The following is a 16,003-nucleotide window of genomic DNA, read 5'->3' as shown; positions in this document are numbered from 1 at the left end:
GGGGCGGCCGTCAAGGCGACCGCCCCTGGCGTGCCGGAATATCAGGTTTCGGTGCGGTACATCAGGTCCGTCTCATGGACCGTGAACCCCAGCCGCTCGTACACCGACACCGCCGCCTTGTTGTCGGCGTCGACGTAGAGCATCGCGGTCGGCAGCTGCTGGGCGGCCAGATGGCGCAGCCCGATCATGGTGAGCGCCTTGCCGAGCCCGCCGCCCTGCTCGCCGGGCCGCACCCCGAGCACGTACACCTCGCCGAGCCCCTCCTCGGCGTGCACCTTGGTCCAGTGGAAGCCGATCAGCTCCCCGCGCCGCTCGGCGAGGAAGAACCCGGCCGGGTCGAACCACGCCTCGGCCTTGCGGTCGTCCAGGTCCCGCTGGGTCAGCGCTCCCTGCTCCGGGTGGTGGGCGAAGGCGGCGGCGTTCACCGCGAGCCAGGCCGCGTCGTCCTTGCCGGGCACGAAGGCGCGCACGGTCACGCCCTCCGGCAGCACCGGATCGGACAGCTCCAGGTCGGTCAACGACCGCCGCATCTGGCGCAGTTCGCGGAACAGGGTCAGGCCGAGGACCTGGGCGAGGTGCCGGGCGGCGGGGTGTCCGCCGTGCGCCCACACCCGCAGCCGCTTGCCGGAGACGGCGAGCAGGGCGGCGCCGAGCGCCCGGCCGTGCCCGTGCCCGCGGTGCCCGGGGTGCACGACCAGTTCGGCGGCCGGCGCCTCGACCGGGTCGGTGTCCTCCAGCTGGGCGTAGCCGACGAGTTCGCCGTCGACGGACAGCAGCAGATGCGAGACGCCCGCGCGGGTGCCGCCGCGCAGCTGCAGCCGGCCCTGCTCGGACACCGGCTGCTGCCCGTCGACCCGGGCGGCCTCGCCGAGCAGGGCCAGCACGGCCTCGGCGCGGTCCGGGGTGAGCGCGGAGTAGGTCTCGATGGAGCGGGCGGGGAAGCCCCGTACGGTGTCGTCGCTGCTCATGCGTACGAGGGTACGGCGCGCCCGGGGCGAAGTCCCGGCACACCGGCCGCAAAAGGCCGGCGAAGGGAAACCAGGATGTAACCCTGAACCCCCTGTCGCGCTACGCGCGTTGACCCTAGGCTGCGCCGAGCCACCACAGCCGACCCACAGGGGGGTCCCATGACAGCCGTGCCCCGGCGCACCAGACGTCGTACGTACGCCCTTCTCGCGAGCGCGGCCACGCTCGCCACGGCGGCGGCGCTGACCGCCGCCCTCCCGGCGGACGCGCACGAGAGCCACCACCGTCCGGGCCGCTACCAGGACGTCCAGCTGCTCTCCTTCAACGACCTGCACGGCAACCTGGAGCCGCCGTCCGGCTCCTCCGGCCGGGTCACCGAACTCCAGCCGGACGGCACGACGAAGACGATCGACGCGGGCGGCGTCGAGTACCTCGCGACCCACCTCCGCCAGGCCCGCGAGGGCCACCCGTACTCGATCACCGCGGCCGGCGGCGACATGGTCGGCGCCTCCCCGCTGCTGTCGGGCCTGTTCCACGACGAGCCCACCGTCGAGGCGCTCAACAAGCTGGACCTGGACGTCACCTCGGTCGGCAACCACGAGTTCGACGAGGGCGCGCGGGAGCTGGCCCGCCTGCAGAACGGCGGCTGCCACCCCACGGACGGCTGCTACACGGACACGGAGTTCCAGGGCGCGGACTTCCCGTACCTGGCGGCGAACGTGCAGGACGAGAAGACCGGCAGGCCGATCCTCAAGCCGTACTGGGTCTGGCAGAAGAAGGACGTCAGGATCGGCTTCATCGGAGTCACCCTGGAGGGCACCCCGGGCATCGTCTCCGCCGACGGCGTCAAGGGCCTGAGCTTCAAGGACGAGGTCGAGACGATCAACAAGTACGCCAGGGTGCTCCAGCGCCAGGGCGTGCAGTCGATCGTGGCCCTGATCCACGAGGGCGGCTACCCGGCCTCCGGCGCCTACAACTACGACTGCGACTCCCCGGGCGCCGGCAGCGGCATCTCCGGCCCGATCGTGGACATCGCCAAGAACGTGACCCCGGCGGTGGACGCCCTGGTCACCGGCCACACCCACCAGGCGTACGTGTGCACCGTCCCGGACCCGTCGGGCCGCCCCCGCATGGTGACCTCGGCGGCCTCCTTCGGCCGCCTCTACACCGACACCACGCTGACGTACGACCGCTACACCGGTGACATCGCGCGTACGGCGGTGAAGTCCGCGAACCACGTGGTCACCCGGGACGTCCCCAAGGCCGCGGACATGACGGACCTGATCTCCCGCTGGAACACCCTGGCGGCCCCCATCGGCAACCGCGCCATCGGCTACATCTCCGCCGACGTCGACAACACCGGCACCGAGTCCCCGATGGGCGACCTGATCGCCGACGCGCAGCTCGCCCACGGCCGGGAGCTGGACCCGAGGACCAGCCTCGCCCTGATGAACCCGGGCGGTGTGCGCGCGGGCCTGACCTACAAGGCCAAGGGTGCCGAGGGCGACGGGGTCGTCACCTACGCGGAGGGCTTCACGGTCCAGCCGTTCTCCAACACCGTGAACCTCCAGGACTTCACCGGCGCCCAGCTGGTCCAGGTGCTGAAGGAGCAGGTCAGCGGCGTCAACGCGGCGGCCCCGAAGATCCTCCAGCCGTCCGCCGGGCTCACCTACACCCTGGACATGTCCAAGTCGGGCGCGGACCGTGTGGTCACCGACTCCATCCGCCTGAACGGCGCCCCGATCGACCCGGCGGCCACCTACCGCGTGGCCACGAACAGCTTCCTCGCGGGCGGCGGCGACGGCTTCCCGACCCTGGGCCAGGGCACGAACGACCTGGTCGGCTCGGACGACCTGAGCGCCCTGGAGAAGTACCTGACGGCGCACTCGTCGGCGGCGAACCCGATCGCCCCGCCGAAGGCCGACCGGATCACCGTCGTGCAGTAGGACCCTGAACCGCTCCGAAAGGCCCCTGGGACCATCCGCAGGGGCCTTTCCCTTCGGCGTGCGGAGAAGAGGGTCAGAGCGCCACCAGGTCGATGACATTGATCACGACATGCCGGTTCGAGACCACGTACGTAATGAAGCCACCTGTGAGGGCCGAACGGATTGAGGCTGAGCCGCTTCTCGAGCGTCTCAAGCGACGTGCGTTGCGGACCCGCCAGCGCGGCTTTGCGCTGAGCCGCTCGGTCCACGTACCTGATCGAGTACGAGCTCACCTACACCTGCTGGCGTCGATGGGGTGGTTGTCGGCGTCGTAGACGTCGCCGTCCGTGTCGTGGAAGACCATGCCCTCCGTGTCGCCCTCCGTCATGCGCTTGACGGTCTGTTCCACCTCATCGAGGTAGCCCGGTGTCGCACAGGCACAGGCGAAGGGCAGCCACTTGTCGATCACGCCGTCCAGCTCAGAATGATCGAAGTCCGCGGCTGCGCTCAGCCAATCCTGCTCGAACGCCTGCAACCAGTCGGGGCGCCGCTGCAGAGCCGCACGGATCGCCTCCGGAGTTCTCTCGCACGCGTTCGGATCCACCTCGTGGGCCATGATCGGGCTCTCTTCTCCGGCTGGGGTGGCTGGGGTACCTGGGATCCACCGTAGAGGGTGGCGGGACACAGGCGCGGGCGGACGCGTCACTCAGCGCTCGTGCGGGGGATCCGCGAGCCTCTGCTGATCGCGATGCGGAGCACCTCCCGCAGGGACTCCAGCGCCCTGGTGAGCGCGAAGCGCATGGCCTGTTCGCCCGCGTCGGTGTCTCCGAGTACGGCCTTCGCGCCGGCCAGAACCCGCTCGGCCGAGACTAGCTGGGCGGCCTCGACGTCGTCGGCGAGGAGGGAGAGGCGGCTGTGGTCGTTGTCGGTGCTGAGGTAGCACGGTTTGCCTTCTGGAGTGGTCCAGGGCAGGAGCCGGAGTCCGTCACTCACACGGACACCTCCACGTCGTGGAGGTACGGGCGCACGAGAGGGGTGTCGTAAAGGAAGAGGTGTGCTTCGAGGCCGTCGTGCGGGCGGCGGCGGTGCAGGGGCAACGGCGGCCCGGTGTCCGGCAGTCGGGGCGGACTCGCGCGGCGGCGGCCACGGGCGGGGAGCAGGGCCCGGATGAGCAGGAGCAGCAGCGATTCGATGAGTCCGGGGATACATGCGCGCACGTCGGCACTCCGTGGGGGCAGGGGGCTTGACGAGCGGTGATTACCGTTCGTGTCTCGATCGTCACAGCTTCGGCGTACGCTGCGGAAGAGGTTCGGTGTTGCCCGGGGCGCCAGGCAACGGGGAGGGGTGACGTGGGCGAGAACGTTGACGCGGAGCCGGTTTCCGGGCGGGTCATGATGGGCCAGACGCTGAGGGTGCTGCGTGAGAAGGCGGGCAAGTCGCTGGGTCGGTTGGCCGACGAGACGGGGTACGACAAGAGCTATCTGAGCCGGTTGGAGTCCGGGGAACGGCTGTCCAAGGCGACGGTCATGGAGGACCTGGACGCGTATTACGGCACCGGTGACCTGCTGTTAAGCCACTGGAAGGCGGCTCGGCTGGACGCGTTCCGGGACCGGTACAAGGAGTTCATGAAGCTGGAGGCGACGGCTCGGATCTTGTGGATGTTCACGCCGGGTGTGCCGGGGCTCCTGCAGACCGAGGACTTCGCCCGGGAGGTGTTGTCTGGGCCCCAGACAACGCTGGAGGGTGACGACTGGGTAGAGGAGCAGGTGGCGGCCCGCATCGGGCGGCAGTACCTGCTGCGGCAGAAGCCCGAGCCCAGCGTGCGCATCATCATGGACGAGTACGCGTTCCGCCGCCCCGCAGCCGTCCGGCAGACCTGGGAGGAGCAGCTGCTCCGCATCGAGGCCGTCGCGATGCTGCCGAATGTGACGCTTCAGGTGCTGCCCTTCGCCGCCGGGGTCCACCACCACATGCACGCGTCACTGACGCTGCTGTGGCAGAAGGACGCGAGCGGTGTCGCCTACGTGGAAGGCGACACCCGGGGCGAGTTGACCGAGGAACCGGACGGCCTCCTGCGGCACCGACTGTCCTACGATCGGCTCCGGGACATGGCGTTGTCCCCGTCGGACTCGCTCGCGTTCGTCCGGGACGCACTGGAGGAGCACAGATCATGAACCACACCCCCGACCTCAGCACCGCCGCCTGGCGCAAGTCGAGCTACAGCGATGGGGGAGCCAACAACTGCGTCGAGGTCGCCGACGGTTACCCCGGTGTCGTCCCCGTCCGGGACAGCAAAGCCCCGATGGCGCGTCCGCTGGTCTTCTCCGCCGCTTCCTGGTCGGCGTTCGTGACGCAGGTCAAGGACGAGGCAGGGCACTGAATTTCTTCACCCGCTCAGGGCTACGAGCGTGGCGGTCACCACGGCGATCAGTGTGAGGGTGGCGGCGAACGCGGCTGCCGCGCGGGTGGCGGCGGCCGGGTAGGAGCACCGTTCGCGGCGTGCGAGGTAGCCGGCGCCGGCTGCGACGAGGACGGCGGCGAAGACGGACAGGGTAAAGCCGAGCAGGATCACAGCAGTGTGGTCGGACACGTAACGAGCTCCTTGGAAACAGCAGGTGATGTCGTCGTGCCGAATCTCTCGGAACCGCTGTCCACTGTGGTTCGCGTGAACAGAAACAAACTCTGGTGAACACAGGCCAGGCACAGGGGGGTGAGATGACTCGAGAGGGAGCGGCCCTGAGCCCTGCCGATGTCCTTGAGGAACTGCGCAGGGAGTTGAGGGACGCGCTCGACCGGACCGGTTGGACGCAGGCGGCGCTCGGGGACTTTGCCGGACTCAAGCGGACAACAGTCAACCAAGCCCTCAGCTCGAAGGTAGACAAGTCCCCGTCCCGAAGGACGGTCACAAGGCTGATCAAGGCCCTCAAGCTCCAGGACAAGAAGGACCACTTGCTGGGTCTGCACACTGCTGCCGAAGCCCCGAGCTCCAGAAACCCGACTGCCGAAGCACCCGCACCGCTCGGCCTGCCCATCGCGGAACTGGACGACGCCTACGCGCTGGAGCACCTGGAGGTCCACCGCAGCATCGACCCGGGTCCGCCGACTCTGAGCAGGCTCACCCCATACATCCACCGTGGGCATGACGTCTGGCTTGCGGGCATCGCCCGCGAGGCGCAGACCTCAAGCCGGATGGCGGTGCTGATCGGAGACTCATCGACGGGCAAGACCCGGGCCCTGCACGCCCTGTTGCTGCTCAACCAGTTCGCCGAGTGGCGCCTGTGGCAGCCCTACGACTCGGAGGGATTCCTCACGGCGTACAACCGGGGCGAGATCGGGCCACGCACCGTGCTGTGGATGAACGAGTCCCAGCGCTATCTGGACGGCCCTCGCGGAGAGGAGACCGCCCGTGCGCTGCTCGGCCTACTGGCTGACCAGGCAGTCGGGCCCGTCCTTGTCCTCGGGAGCCTGTGGCGCGAGAACCACGCCACCCTGACGGTACGGCCGGAGCGCAACGGGCCTGATCCCCACGCGCAGGCGCGCAGGCTGCTGGACGGCCGCTGCCGAGAGGTGCCCGGGACGTTCGACGACGACGACATGGCGGAACTCGCCCGGCTCGCCCAACAGGACCGGCGCCTGACCCTCGCCATGGAGTGCGGAGGACGACAGATCCCCCAGTTCCTGGCCGGCGCCCAGGAACTCGTACGGCGTTTCGAGACCGCACCGACAGGGGCCAAGGCGGTGATCCGCGCGGCCATCGACGCACGGCGCCTCGGGCATGGCCTGCTCATCGGCGACGCGTTCCTGCGCGCTGCCGCTCCCGGCTATCTCACCGATCAGCAGTGGCAGTTACTGGGAGAGAAGTGGTTCGAGGAAGCCCTCCGGTATGCCGGAAAGGAGTGCAAGGGAGTCCCCGGTCCCCTCACGCCTCATCGACCCCGCCCCGGTGAGGCGACGCCGTCGGCTCCGGTCTACCGGCTCGCCGACTATCTGGAGCAGTACGGCCGGGACACCTTCCGCCACGACGTGCCGCCGGCCGGCTTCTGGGCCGCCGCTGAACGCGCCGTGACCGACCCGTCCGATCTCCTCGCACTCGCCGGTTCCGGCAAGGCCAGGCTCCTGCTGCGCCAGTCGGCGGGGCTCTACCGTGCCGCCGCGGAAGCAGGACGGCCGCGCGGCTGGCTTCGACTCGGTGAACTGCACGAGCAGGCCGGCGACTCCGAGGGCGCCGCACGCTTCTTCCGGACGGCGGCCGATTGCGGGGAGTTCCACGGTCACCTGGCGCTGGCCCATGTGCGCAGGAAGGCCGGGGACAGTTCCGCGGCGTTGCGCCTCTGCCAGACCGCGGCACGGATCGCGGCGACCGCCGCGAATCCCTCCGAAGCTGACCTCCTCGTGGTGTCCCTGGCTGATCCCCTCGCCAATGCAGGAGACTCCGAGGGAGCGGAGGAGTTGTGCCGCGCCTTGATCGCTCTGGGCGGTGACCACCAATGGCTGTGGTTCTACGCAGCGAGCCTGCGCCTGCGCGCAGGAGACCGGGAAGGCGCCGAACCATACGCGCGGGAAGCGGCCCGCAGGGGTGACGACAGCGCGCTGCTCAGCCTGGTCGACGCTTGGCGGTCGGCCGGAGACGAGGCCCGAGCCGACCGTCTGTACGACGAGGTGATCGACCTCAGCACACCGTTGTCGCTGGGGGAACTGGCCCTGTCACTGGAGAAGGAGAACCCGCCGGAGGCCGAGCGCCTCTTTCGCATCATCGACGAGCGAGAGGGAGACAGCGCCGCCGCCCTGTGGATCAGAGCTGTCCGGCTCCTCGAAGCAGGGGACCGCACCGGCGCCGAACGACTCTTCCGTGCCTCGGTCGACGCCGGGGACCCCGCGGGGTTGTACAACCTGGGCAGCCTGTGCCTGGACGCCGAGGACTGGGACGGAGCCGAGCAGTACGCGTTGCGTGACATCGCCGAGACGGGCGGCAGTCTGCTCCTGAACGATCTGGACCTGACGTACCGCGACACCGGGCGGACGGACCGCCTTCGCACGCTGTTCGAACAGCTGATGGAAGCCGGTCACACCGATGCCGCCGCCCGCCTCGCCAGGCTCCTGGACGAGGCGGGTGAGCATGCCGAGGCCGACCGTCTTGTGTTCCGGGCGGTCGCCGCGGGTGATTCCGCAGCGCTCCGGATGCTGAACCGACCCGACGACCCGCGCCACCGACGGATGCTCCAGTACGGACTTGAGCCCGACGGCAGCATCGCGGACCCATGGTGGTGACGACCGACCGCACCCTGCCCGTGCGAGCCGGAGCCGCGGGCAGTGGGCGATACCTCGTCGGGTCATTCGATCAGGTGTTCTTCCTTCGGTCGAACCAGATCGTCGCCGCCGTCGGGGCCAGCCCCGCCCAGAAGACGAGCTGCGGCACGGTCCGCCCGGTCCACGGGACCTGGGTGAGGAGCAGGGCGCGGAGGTTGTACTGGACGCCCTTGGGCAACCAGCGGTAGCGCAGCAGGGCGCCCACGGCCCACAGGGCGGCGAACGGCACGAGGGTCCACAGCCGTTGGTCGACCGGGACCGGCAGGCTGCGCTGAGTGGGGCCGTCGGTGGCGAAGAGGTCGAGCATCGCCCCGGCGAGCGCAACGCACAGCAGGGCGAGCCAGCGCACCCCGCGCAGCAGCCGGTACGAGGCGTCGTCCAGGCCCTGCCGCATCCGCTCCGAGTCCGGGGCGGCGGCGAGGGCGTCGGCGTAGAGTGTGGCGGCCTCGGCGGCCTTGACGCCCGGCGCGGCGGCGGCCCGCTCGGTGCGCTGGGCCAGGGCCTGCGGGTGGTTCGGATCGAGCCGGAGGACGGCTTGGTCCATCTGGTCGGCGAGGGCCCGGTCGCCCGACAGGTTGGCGATCGCGGGAACTCATGGGTGACTCCAGTCGGTTGTCCGGCCGCGAAGGACCGCTCCTACCGCTGCCGGTCCAGCAGCGTCTCCCAGTTCTGGCCGGACGCCCAGTCGGTGAAGGACTGCCAGGCGATCTCCGGGTACGCGCGGCGCAGCCCGGGGACGTCGACGTCGAGGCCGGTGCCGTCGAAGTAGGCGAACATCGCCGCCAGGTCGGCGGAGTGGGCGCGGACCTGGGCGAGGGGGACCTCCTGGTGGGCGACCGGGCGGCCCAGGGCGGTGGTGAGGGCGGTCGCGAGCTGCGCGGGGGTGCGTTCGTCGGAGGCGATGTCGATGCGGTGGCCGGCGAAGTCGTCCCGGCGCCGGAGGGCCAGCGCGGCGAACGCGCCGATGTCCGCGGCGGGGATCAGCGTGAGCGGCCGGTCGGCCGGCATGGGCCAGGCGAAGCTGCCGGCGCGCAGTCCGTCGAGGCTCCAGCCGCCGGCGAAGTTGTCCATGAACGCCGCCGGGGCGATCACGGTCCAGGGCAGGCCGGACGCGCGCAGGTGCTGCTCGACCGCCCGCTTGCTCTCGTAGTGCGGGATGCCGGTGCCCCGGTCGGCGTGTGCGGCGGAGGTGAGGACGACATGGCCGAGGCGGGCCCCGGCCGCGGCGTCCACCAGGGCGTTGCCCTGCCGGATCTCCGTGTCGGTGTCGGTGCCGAACGGCGTGGTGACCGCGAACAGCGCGTCGGCGCCGGCGAGGGCCGCGTCGAGCGAGGCGCGGTCGTCGAAGTCGGCGTACCGGACCTCGGCGCCCCGCAGGCGCAGCGCCTCGGCGGCGGATGAGCCGGGGCGGCGGGTGAGGGCGCGGACGTGGTGCCCGGCGGTCAGCAGGGCGCGGGCGGTGGCTCCGCCCTGGGCGCCGGTGGCGCCGGTGACGGCGATGGTGAGCATGGTTCTCCCCCAGTGGAATAACATTGCTGTGTGACGCATTAGCTGCGTCGCGCAGCAGAATAGCCGGAGATCGCTGCGCCGCGCAGCGATTATCGAGAGAGGGGTGTCCCGTGGCGGATCCGAGCCGTGCCCGGCTGTACGAGGAACTGGCCGTGGAGTCCCGCCGCTACCTGGCCGCCTACGTGCTGTTCAACCAGGCCGTCGCCGATCACCTCGGCATGCACCCCACCGACGTGCAGTGCCTCAGCCTGCTGACGGCCGAGCCGGAACCGATCACCGTCAAGCAGATCGCGGAGCTGACCGGTCTCACCACGGGCTCCGCCACCCGCCTCGTCGACCGGCTGGAACGCGCGGGCTACGTCACCCGCACACCCGACCGGCAGGACCGCCGCCGCGTGCTGGTCGCCCCGGTCCCGGAGCGCGTCGCCCGCGTCACCGCGCTGTGGGAGGAGCTGGGGGAGACCTGGGGGACCGTCTTCGACGACCACACCGACGCCGAGCTGAGGACGATCACCCGGCACATGCGCCGCGCGAGCGACTTCAGCCACACCCAGATCCAGCGCGTGCGCGCCATGCCCAAGCCGGACTGAGCCCGCCGGTTCAGCCGGCCGGCGCCTGGGGCGGCGGCGTCGGTGCCCCCGGCAGCCGTACCGTCGCCACCGTGCCACCGCCCTCCGCCGGGGCCAGGGTGACCTCGCCGCCCGCCTGCTGCACCGTACGGGCGACGATGGACAGGCCGAGGCCGGAGCCCGGCAGGGCCCTCGCGCCGGGGGAGCGCCAGAAGCGGTCGAAGACGTGCGGGAGTTCGTCCTCGGGGATGCCGGGGCCGTGGTCCCGGACGGTGAGTACACCCTTGGCCAGCCGTACGTCGATCGTGCCGCCGTCGGGGCTGAACTTCACCGCGTTGTCCAGGACGTTGACGATCGCCCGCTCCAGCGCGGAGGGCTCCGCCCGGACGAACCAGGGCTCCAGGTCCGCGGTGATCGACAGCTCGGGACCGCGCAGCCGGGCCCGGCGCAGCGCCGCCTCCACGGTGTCCTGGAGGGCGACCACCTGGACCCGCTCGCCGCGCTGCCCCTCCGAGCGGGACAGCTCCTGCAGGTCACCGATGAGCGCGCCCAGTTCCGTCATCTGCGCCTTCACCGAGGCGAGCAGCGCCTTGCGGTCCTCCGGCGGGAGCGGCCGGCCGGTCTCCTCGCTGCGGGTGAGCAGTTCGATGTTGGTCCGCAACGAGGTCAGGGGCGTCCGCAGTTCATGGCCGGCGTCCGCGATCAGCTGCTGCTGGAGTTCGCGGGAGCTGGCCAGCGAGGCGGTCATCGAGTTGAACGACCGGGACAGCCGGGCGACCTCGTCCTCGCTGACGTCCTCCACGGGGATGCGGATGGTCAGGTCCTCGGTCCGGGCCACGTGCTCGACGGCCTCGGTGAGCTTGTCGACGGGCCGCAGCCCCGCCCGGGCGACGGCGAGACCCGCGGCACCGGCGCCGACGACCCCGATCGCGGACACCAGCAGCAGGACCAGGGCGAGGTCGTTGAGGGTCTTCTGGGTGCTCTTGAGCGGCAGGGCGATGAGCACGCCGACGTTGGGCCCGGGTTCGCCGGCCGGGGTGGCGGTGGGGCCGACGGGCTTGGTGAGCACGCGCAGTTCGTTGCCCTGGTCGTCGCTCCCGTTGCGGAAGTAGATGGTCCTGGGGGCCAGGTCCTCGATCTCCGACTTGTCGGTCTGGGTGACCCTGATCTTGCCCGAGGCGCCCCCGAACAGACAGACCTTGCCGTCGTCCGTGACCAGCTGGGAGTACCTGTCCCGCAGGAGGAAGCCCGTGGACTGCGGGGTGTCGGTGCAGTGGTCGAGGGTGAACTGCAGCTGGTCCATCTGGGTCGTGCTCCGCAGGGACTTCTGCAGATCCTCGTCGAGCTGGTCGTAGAGCTTGCGCTCCACGATGAACCAGCACGTCACCGAGACCGCCGCCACCGCGAACGCCACCGCCGCCGCGACCAGCATCGCCAGTCGCGCCCGGATCGGCAGCGCCCGGTACCGGCGCGCCAGCTGGTTCACTCGGCGCCGCCCTGACGCAGGACGTACCCGACGCCGCGCACGGTGTGCACCAGGCGCGGTTCGCCGCCGGCCTCGGTCTTGCGGCGCAGGTACATCACATAGACGTCGAGCGAGTTGGAGGACGGTTCGAAGTCGAAGCCCCACACCGCCTTCAGGATCTGCTCCCGGGTGAGCACCTGCCGCGGGTGGGCCATGAACATCTCCAGCAGGGTGAACTCCGTGCGGGTCAGTCCGACCTGCCGTCCGCCGCGCGTGACCTCCCGGGTCGCGAGGTCCATCCGCAGGTCGGCGAAGGTGAGCGCCTCGTCCTCCTGGGCCTCGGCGGACACCGCCGTCGCGTACGTGCTGCGGCGCAGCAGCGCGCGGATGCGGGCGAAGAGTTCGTCCAGTTCGAAGGGTTTGACGAGGTAGTCGTCGGCGCCCGCGTCCAGGCCGGTGACCCGGTCGCCGACCGTGTCGCGGGCGGTGAGCATCAGGATCGGGGTCGTGTCGCCCGCGCCGCGGATCCGGCGGGCCGCCGTCAGACCGTCCATACGGGGCATCTGGATGTCCAGCACGACCAGGTCCGGCCGGTAGTCCGCGGCCTTCTCCAGGGCGTCCGCGCCGTCGACGGCGACCTCGGTGTCGTACCCCTCGAAGGCGAGGCTGCGCTGCAGCGCCTCGCGCACGGCCGGCTCGTCGTCGACGATCAGGATGCGCTGGGGGTCACGGTCGCCTTCGGCGGGGCTCATCGCTCGTGATTCCTAGGGGTGCGGTGGGGACGGGTGGTCGGGGTGTCTCTCAGCGTGCCACGCCGGGCGGGCCGGTGAGGGACACGCGGGCCGGTCAGGCCCGGACCGCGTTCAGGCGGTGCAGCGGCACCTTGCGGCGGTGCGGGCGGGCGGCGGAGGTGCGCAGGCCCATCAGCTGGGGGACCGGGTTCACGGCCACCTCCGGGGCGCGGGGCGCCGGAACGGGCACGTGCAGCTGGGACACGATGGACAGGGCCAGGGTGATGCCGGCCGGGCCGCGTTCGGCCATTCGGTGGGGTACGTGCTTGATCATGACCTGCTCCTTGCCTGCTGCTTGCTGTGTGCTGCTTGCCGAGTCGCTAGCCGTCGGAGCCCGCCCGCAGCTTGGCGAGGTCGGACTTGACGGTGTCGACGGGGATGGCGAAGCCGAGGCCGACGCTGCCCGCGTCCGAGGACGAGGACGCCTGCGAACTCGACGAGTACATCGCGGAGTTGATGCCGATGACCCGGCCGCCCGCGTCGATCAGGGCACCGCCGGAGTTGCCGGGGTTCAGGGACGCGTCGGTCTGGATGGCCTTGTAGGTGGTGGTGGACGAGCCGGTGTCGCCGTTGAACTCACGGCCGCCGAACTGGAACGGCCACTGTCCGTCGCCGCCCCGGCCCTGGCCCTGACCCTGGTTCTCGTCGGTGGAGACGGTGACGTCCCGGTTCAGGGCGGAGACGATGCCGCTGGTGACCGTGCCGGTCAGCCCCTCGGGGGAGCCGATCGCGACGACGGTGTCGCCGACCTGGACGCCGCTGGAGTCACCGAGCGCCGCCGCCTTCAGCCCGGAGGCGCCGTTCAGCTTGATCAGCGCGAGGTCCTTGGAGCTGTCGGTGCCGACGACCTCGGCGGTGTAGCTCTTGCCGTCGCTGGTGCGCACCTTGATCGAGGTGGCGCCGGAGACGACGTGGTTGTTGGTGACGATCTCGCCGTTCGACGTGATGATCACGCCGGAGCCGGTGGAGGAGCCGCCCGTGAGCGTCGCGTTGATCTCGACCACGCTCGGGCTGACCGCGGCGGCGATCGCGGCGACGTCGCCCTTCTTGCCGGTCGGCACCACGGGGGTGCTGCTGCCGGCGGTGGCGACGGTGTCCTTGCCGGCCAGCTCCTGGAAGACGAACGCCGTGCCGCCGCCGACCGCCGCCGCGACGATCGCGACCGCCGCGAGCAGGGCGACGGGGCCCCGGGTGCGCTTCTTCCTGCGCGGAGCCGGCTCCTGCGGGGCCGTCGCCGTGCCCGGCTGGTACGGCGGCGGGGGCGGCCACTCGGGGTTCACGGGAGCGGAGTAGGAGTGCGGCTGCTCGTATGTGCCCTGGCTCTCGGTCATGAGGAAAGATTCCCCCGTGACCATGAGAGCTTCCTGAGTGCTCCCTGAGAAGCCCGGCAGAACCTCGTTTGCCCGATATAAAGACGGGTCCGTGGGTCAGCTGCCGCAGCCGCAGCTCGTCCGCACCAACAGGCGCGACGGGAACGTCTTCAGCCGTTCGCGCCGGGACCCGGCGATCCGCAGGCCGTCGTCCAGGACCAGGTCGACCGCCGCCCGCGCCATCGCCGAGCGGTCCGAGGCGACCGTGGTCAGCGGCGGGTCGGCGAGCGCGGCCTCCTTGATGTCGTCGAAGCCGGCCACCGCCAGCTCCCCGGGCACGTCGATGCGCAGCTCGCGCGCGGCCCGCAGCAGACCGATGGCCTGGTCGTCGGTGGAGCAGAAGATCGCGGGCGGCCGGTTCGGGCCCGCGAGGATCTCCAGGGCCACGCGGTAGGCGTCGTACCGGTTGTACGGCGCCTCGAACAGCCGGCCCTCGATGGGCAGGCCCGCCTCGGCCATGGCCCGCTTCCAGCCCTCCACGTGGTCGGAGACCGGGTCGCCGACGGCCGGGGTCTGCGCCGTACCGCCCATACAGGCGACGTACTCGTAGCCGTGCTCCAGCAGGTGGCGTACGGCGAGCTGGGCGCCGCCCAGGTCGTCCGTCACCACGGCCACGTCGTCGATGGCCTCCGGACGCTCGTGCAGCAGGACCACCCGGGCGTCCCAGGCGTCGATCTCCGCGGCGGCGAGGTCGTTCAGGGCGTGGGAGACGAGGATCAGGCCCGAGACGCGCATGCCGAGGAAGGCGCGCAGATAGTGGACCTCGCGCTCGCCGATGTAGTCGGTGTTGCCGACCAGGACCATCTTTCCGCGCTCGGAGGCGGCCTGCTCGACCGCGTGCGCCATCTCGCCGAAGAAGGGCTGACGGGCGTCCGGGATGATCAGGCCTATGAGGTCGGTGCGCCGGGAGGCCATCGCCTGGGCGACCCGGTCGGGGCGGTACCCCAGTTCCTTGATCGCGGCGAGGACACGCTCGCGCGTGGCCGGGGCGACCGGCCGGGGTCCGTTGTTGATGACATAACTGACGACGGCGGTGGAGGTTCCAGCCAGCCGTGCCACGTCATCCCGAGTCACCTTGGCCACGCGCGGAGTCTACGCGGATTGACCCACCCTGGGCAGGGCGTATCACAGGCCGGCTGTGGGAGGGCCGTGCCCCGGCTGGGTGCCTCTCCTGCGGCGGCTACGCCTCGGCGTGGACCTCGGCGTCGTCCCGGACGGCGGTTGCGTCCGCATCTTCCTGCTTTGCCCGGCCGGCCTTGGCCTTGGCCTCGTCGGCGGACCGGTCGCCCTTCTCGGGCGTAACGAATCGATAACCGACGTTCCGGACGGTGCCGATCAGCGACTCGTGCTCCGGGCCGAGCTTGGCGCGCAGCCGCCGTACGTGCACGTCGACGGTCCGGGTGCCGCCGAAGTAGTCGTAGCCCCACACCTCCTGCAGCAGCTGGGCGCGGGTGAAGACCCGGCCCGGGTGCTGGGCGAGGTATTTGAGCAGCTCGAACTCCTTGAAGGTGAGGTCGAGGACCCGCCCCTTGAGTTTCGCGCTGTACGTCGCCTCGTCCACGGAGAGATCGCCGTTGCGGATCTCCATGGGGGAGTCGTCGTTGACGATCTGCTGGCGGCCCATGGCGAGCCGCAGCCGGGCCTCCACCTCCGCGGGACCGGCGGTGTCGAGGAGCACGTCGTCGATGCCCCAGTCGGCGGTGACGGCGGCGAGGCCGCCCTCGGTGACGACGAGGAGCAGCGGACAGCCGGGCCCGGTGGAGCGCAGCAGCTGGCACAGGCTGCGCACCTGGGGCAGGTCGCGGCGGCCGTCGACGAGGATGACGTCGGCGCCCGGCGTGTCGACCAGGGCGGGCCCCTCCGCCGGGGCGACCCGCACGTTGTGCAGGAGCAGGCCGAGGGCCGGAAGCACCTCCGTCGACGGCTGGAGGGCGTTGGTCAGGAGCAGCAGAGAACTCATACGTCTGGTTCCTCCTCGGTCCCTGCGAGGACGTCTGTGCGGTACGGCACTGCTCTGCGATCCCGAAGGCCCCGTACACCCGCGGTCACCTGTGGTTTCCCGCTTCGTATACAACGCTTCCGAAAGCACAAAAGGACCCGG

Annotated in this window: 18 protein-coding genes; 5 read left to right on the top strand and 13 right to left on the bottom strand. The window is 70.9% G+C overall.

Annotation, left to right across the window (positions count from 1 at the left end):
- Positions 1-41: 41 nt before the first annotated feature.
- The gene (gene mshD / locus ABZ937_RS11810; RefSeq protein WP_361689337.1) at positions 42-968 is read right to left on the bottom strand and encodes a mycothiol synthase; all 927 of its coding nucleotides are present in this window, start codon (positions 966-968) and stop codon (positions 42-44) included.
- 159 nt (positions 969-1,127) lie between these two features.
- On the opposite strand from mshD, the gene ABZ937_RS11805 reads away from it, so the two are divergent.
- A complete protein-coding gene (locus ABZ937_RS11805; protein ID WP_361689334.1) occupies positions 1,128-2,912 on the top strand; it encodes a bifunctional metallophosphatase/5'-nucleotidase in 1,785 nt (594 codons plus the stop codon).
- 268 nt (positions 2,913-3,180) lie between these two features.
- On the opposite strand, the gene ABZ937_RS11800 is transcribed toward ABZ937_RS11805, so the two are convergent.
- The 3 genes from ABZ937_RS11800 to ABZ937_RS11790 all read right to left on the bottom strand — a co-directional run bounded on the left by ABZ937_RS11800 (position 3,181) and on the right by ABZ937_RS11790 (position 4,108).
- On the bottom strand, positions 3,181-3,507 hold the full coding sequence (locus ABZ937_RS11800; protein ID WP_361689331.1) for a DUF6247 family protein: 327 nt from the start codon (positions 3,505-3,507) through the stop codon (positions 3,181-3,183).
- A gap of 86 nt (positions 3,508-3,593) precedes the next feature.
- Positions 3,594-3,884, bottom strand: a complete 291-nt coding sequence (locus ABZ937_RS11795) for a hypothetical protein (protein ID WP_361689328.1) — start codon at positions 3,882-3,884, stop codon at positions 3,594-3,596.
- Complete coding sequence (locus tag ABZ937_RS11790) at positions 3,881-4,108, bottom strand: hypothetical protein (protein WP_361689325.1); 228 nt, start codon at positions 4,106-4,108, stop codon at positions 3,881-3,883. The genes ABZ937_RS11795 and ABZ937_RS11790 overlap by 4 nt, the downstream gene beginning before the upstream one ends.
- Before the next feature lie 132 nt (positions 4,109-4,240).
- On the opposite strand from ABZ937_RS11790, the gene ABZ937_RS11785 reads away from it, so the two are divergent.
- Positions 4,241-5,065 carry a helix-turn-helix transcriptional regulator gene (locus ABZ937_RS11785; RefSeq protein WP_361689322.1) on the top strand — a complete coding sequence of 275 codons (825 nt, stop codon included), beginning with the start codon at positions 4,241-4,243 and terminating at the stop codon, positions 5,063-5,065.
- The gene (locus ABZ937_RS11780) at positions 5,062-5,271 is read left to right on the top strand and encodes a DUF397 domain-containing protein (RefSeq protein WP_361689318.1); all 210 of its coding nucleotides are present in this window, start codon (positions 5,062-5,064) and stop codon (positions 5,269-5,271) included. Before ABZ937_RS11785 ends, ABZ937_RS11780 begins: the two co-directional genes overlap by 4 nt.
- Positions 5,272-5,277: 6 nt before the next feature.
- Here ABZ937_RS11780 and ABZ937_RS11775 read toward each other — a convergent pair whose 3' ends face one another.
- The gene (locus tag ABZ937_RS11775; RefSeq protein ID WP_361689314.1) at positions 5,278-5,481 is read right to left on the bottom strand and encodes a hypothetical protein; all 204 of its coding nucleotides are present in this window, start codon (positions 5,479-5,481) and stop codon (positions 5,278-5,280) included.
- A 125-nt stretch (positions 5,482-5,606) separates the two neighbouring features.
- On the opposite strand from ABZ937_RS11775, the gene ABZ937_RS11770 reads away from it, so the two are divergent.
- Complete coding sequence (locus ABZ937_RS11770; protein WP_361689311.1) at positions 5,607-8,159, top strand: tetratricopeptide repeat protein; 2,553 nt, start codon at positions 5,607-5,609, stop codon at positions 8,157-8,159.
- 70 nt (positions 8,160-8,229) lie between these two features.
- On the opposite strand, the gene ABZ937_RS11765 is transcribed toward ABZ937_RS11770, so the two are convergent.
- Both ABZ937_RS11765 and ABZ937_RS11760 read right to left on the bottom strand, forming a co-directional pair.
- A complete protein-coding gene (locus ABZ937_RS11765; protein WP_361689308.1) occupies positions 8,230-8,742 on the bottom strand; it encodes a hypothetical protein in 513 nt (170 codons plus the stop codon).
- A 92-nt stretch (positions 8,743-8,834) separates the two neighbouring features.
- Positions 8,835-9,707, bottom strand: a complete 873-nt coding sequence (locus ABZ937_RS11760; protein WP_361689305.1) for an NmrA/HSCARG family protein — start codon at positions 9,705-9,707, stop codon at positions 8,835-8,837.
- A 110-nt stretch (positions 9,708-9,817) separates the two neighbouring features.
- On the opposite strand from ABZ937_RS11760, the gene ABZ937_RS11755 reads away from it, so the two are divergent.
- The gene (locus ABZ937_RS11755; protein ID WP_361689302.1) at positions 9,818-10,297 is read left to right on the top strand and encodes a MarR family transcriptional regulator; all 480 of its coding nucleotides are present in this window, start codon (positions 9,818-9,820) and stop codon (positions 10,295-10,297) included.
- 10 nt (positions 10,298-10,307) lie between these two features.
- On the opposite strand, the gene ABZ937_RS11750 is transcribed toward ABZ937_RS11755, so the two are convergent.
- The 6 genes from ABZ937_RS11750 to ABZ937_RS11725 all read right to left on the bottom strand — a co-directional run bounded on the left by ABZ937_RS11750 (position 10,308) and on the right by ABZ937_RS11725 (position 15,862).
- On the bottom strand, positions 10,308-11,762 hold the full coding sequence (locus tag ABZ937_RS11750) for a HAMP domain-containing sensor histidine kinase (RefSeq protein WP_361689299.1): 1,455 nt from the start codon (positions 11,760-11,762) through the stop codon (positions 10,308-10,310).
- On the bottom strand, positions 11,759-12,493 hold the full coding sequence (locus ABZ937_RS11745) for a response regulator transcription factor (protein ID WP_361689296.1): 735 nt from the start codon (positions 12,491-12,493) through the stop codon (positions 11,759-11,761). Before ABZ937_RS11745 ends, ABZ937_RS11750 begins: the two co-directional genes overlap by 4 nt.
- A 94-nt stretch (positions 12,494-12,587) precedes the next feature.
- Positions 12,588-12,806, bottom strand: a complete 219-nt coding sequence (locus ABZ937_RS11740; protein ID WP_361689293.1) for a hypothetical protein — start codon at positions 12,804-12,806, stop codon at positions 12,588-12,590.
- A gap of 46 nt (positions 12,807-12,852) precedes the next feature.
- Positions 12,853-13,863 carry a trypsin-like peptidase domain-containing protein gene (locus tag ABZ937_RS11735; RefSeq protein WP_361689290.1) on the bottom strand — a complete coding sequence of 337 codons (1,011 nt, stop codon included), beginning with the start codon at positions 13,861-13,863 and terminating at the stop codon, positions 12,853-12,855.
- 96 nt (positions 13,864-13,959) lie between these two features.
- Entirely contained in the window at positions 13,960-14,985 is a 1,026-nt protein-coding gene (locus tag ABZ937_RS11730) for a LacI family DNA-binding transcriptional regulator (RefSeq protein WP_361689287.1), read from the bottom strand.
- A 97-nt stretch (positions 14,986-15,082) separates the two neighbouring features.
- Positions 15,083-15,862: a response regulator transcription factor gene (locus tag ABZ937_RS11725; RefSeq protein WP_361689284.1), complete on the bottom strand. Its 780-nt coding sequence runs from the start codon at positions 15,860-15,862 to the stop codon at positions 15,083-15,085.
- Positions 15,863-16,003: the final 141 nt, after the last annotated feature.

The sequence above is a fragment of the Streptomyces sp. NPDC046727 genome (genome assembly GCF_040645635.1).
In the GTDB taxonomy this organism is placed as follows: Bacteria; Actinomycetota; Actinomycetes; order Streptomycetales; family Streptomycetaceae; genus Streptomyces.
The sequence above is the reverse complement of the archived record's forward strand: the minus strand, read 5'-3'. Positions and strand labels throughout refer to the sequence as shown.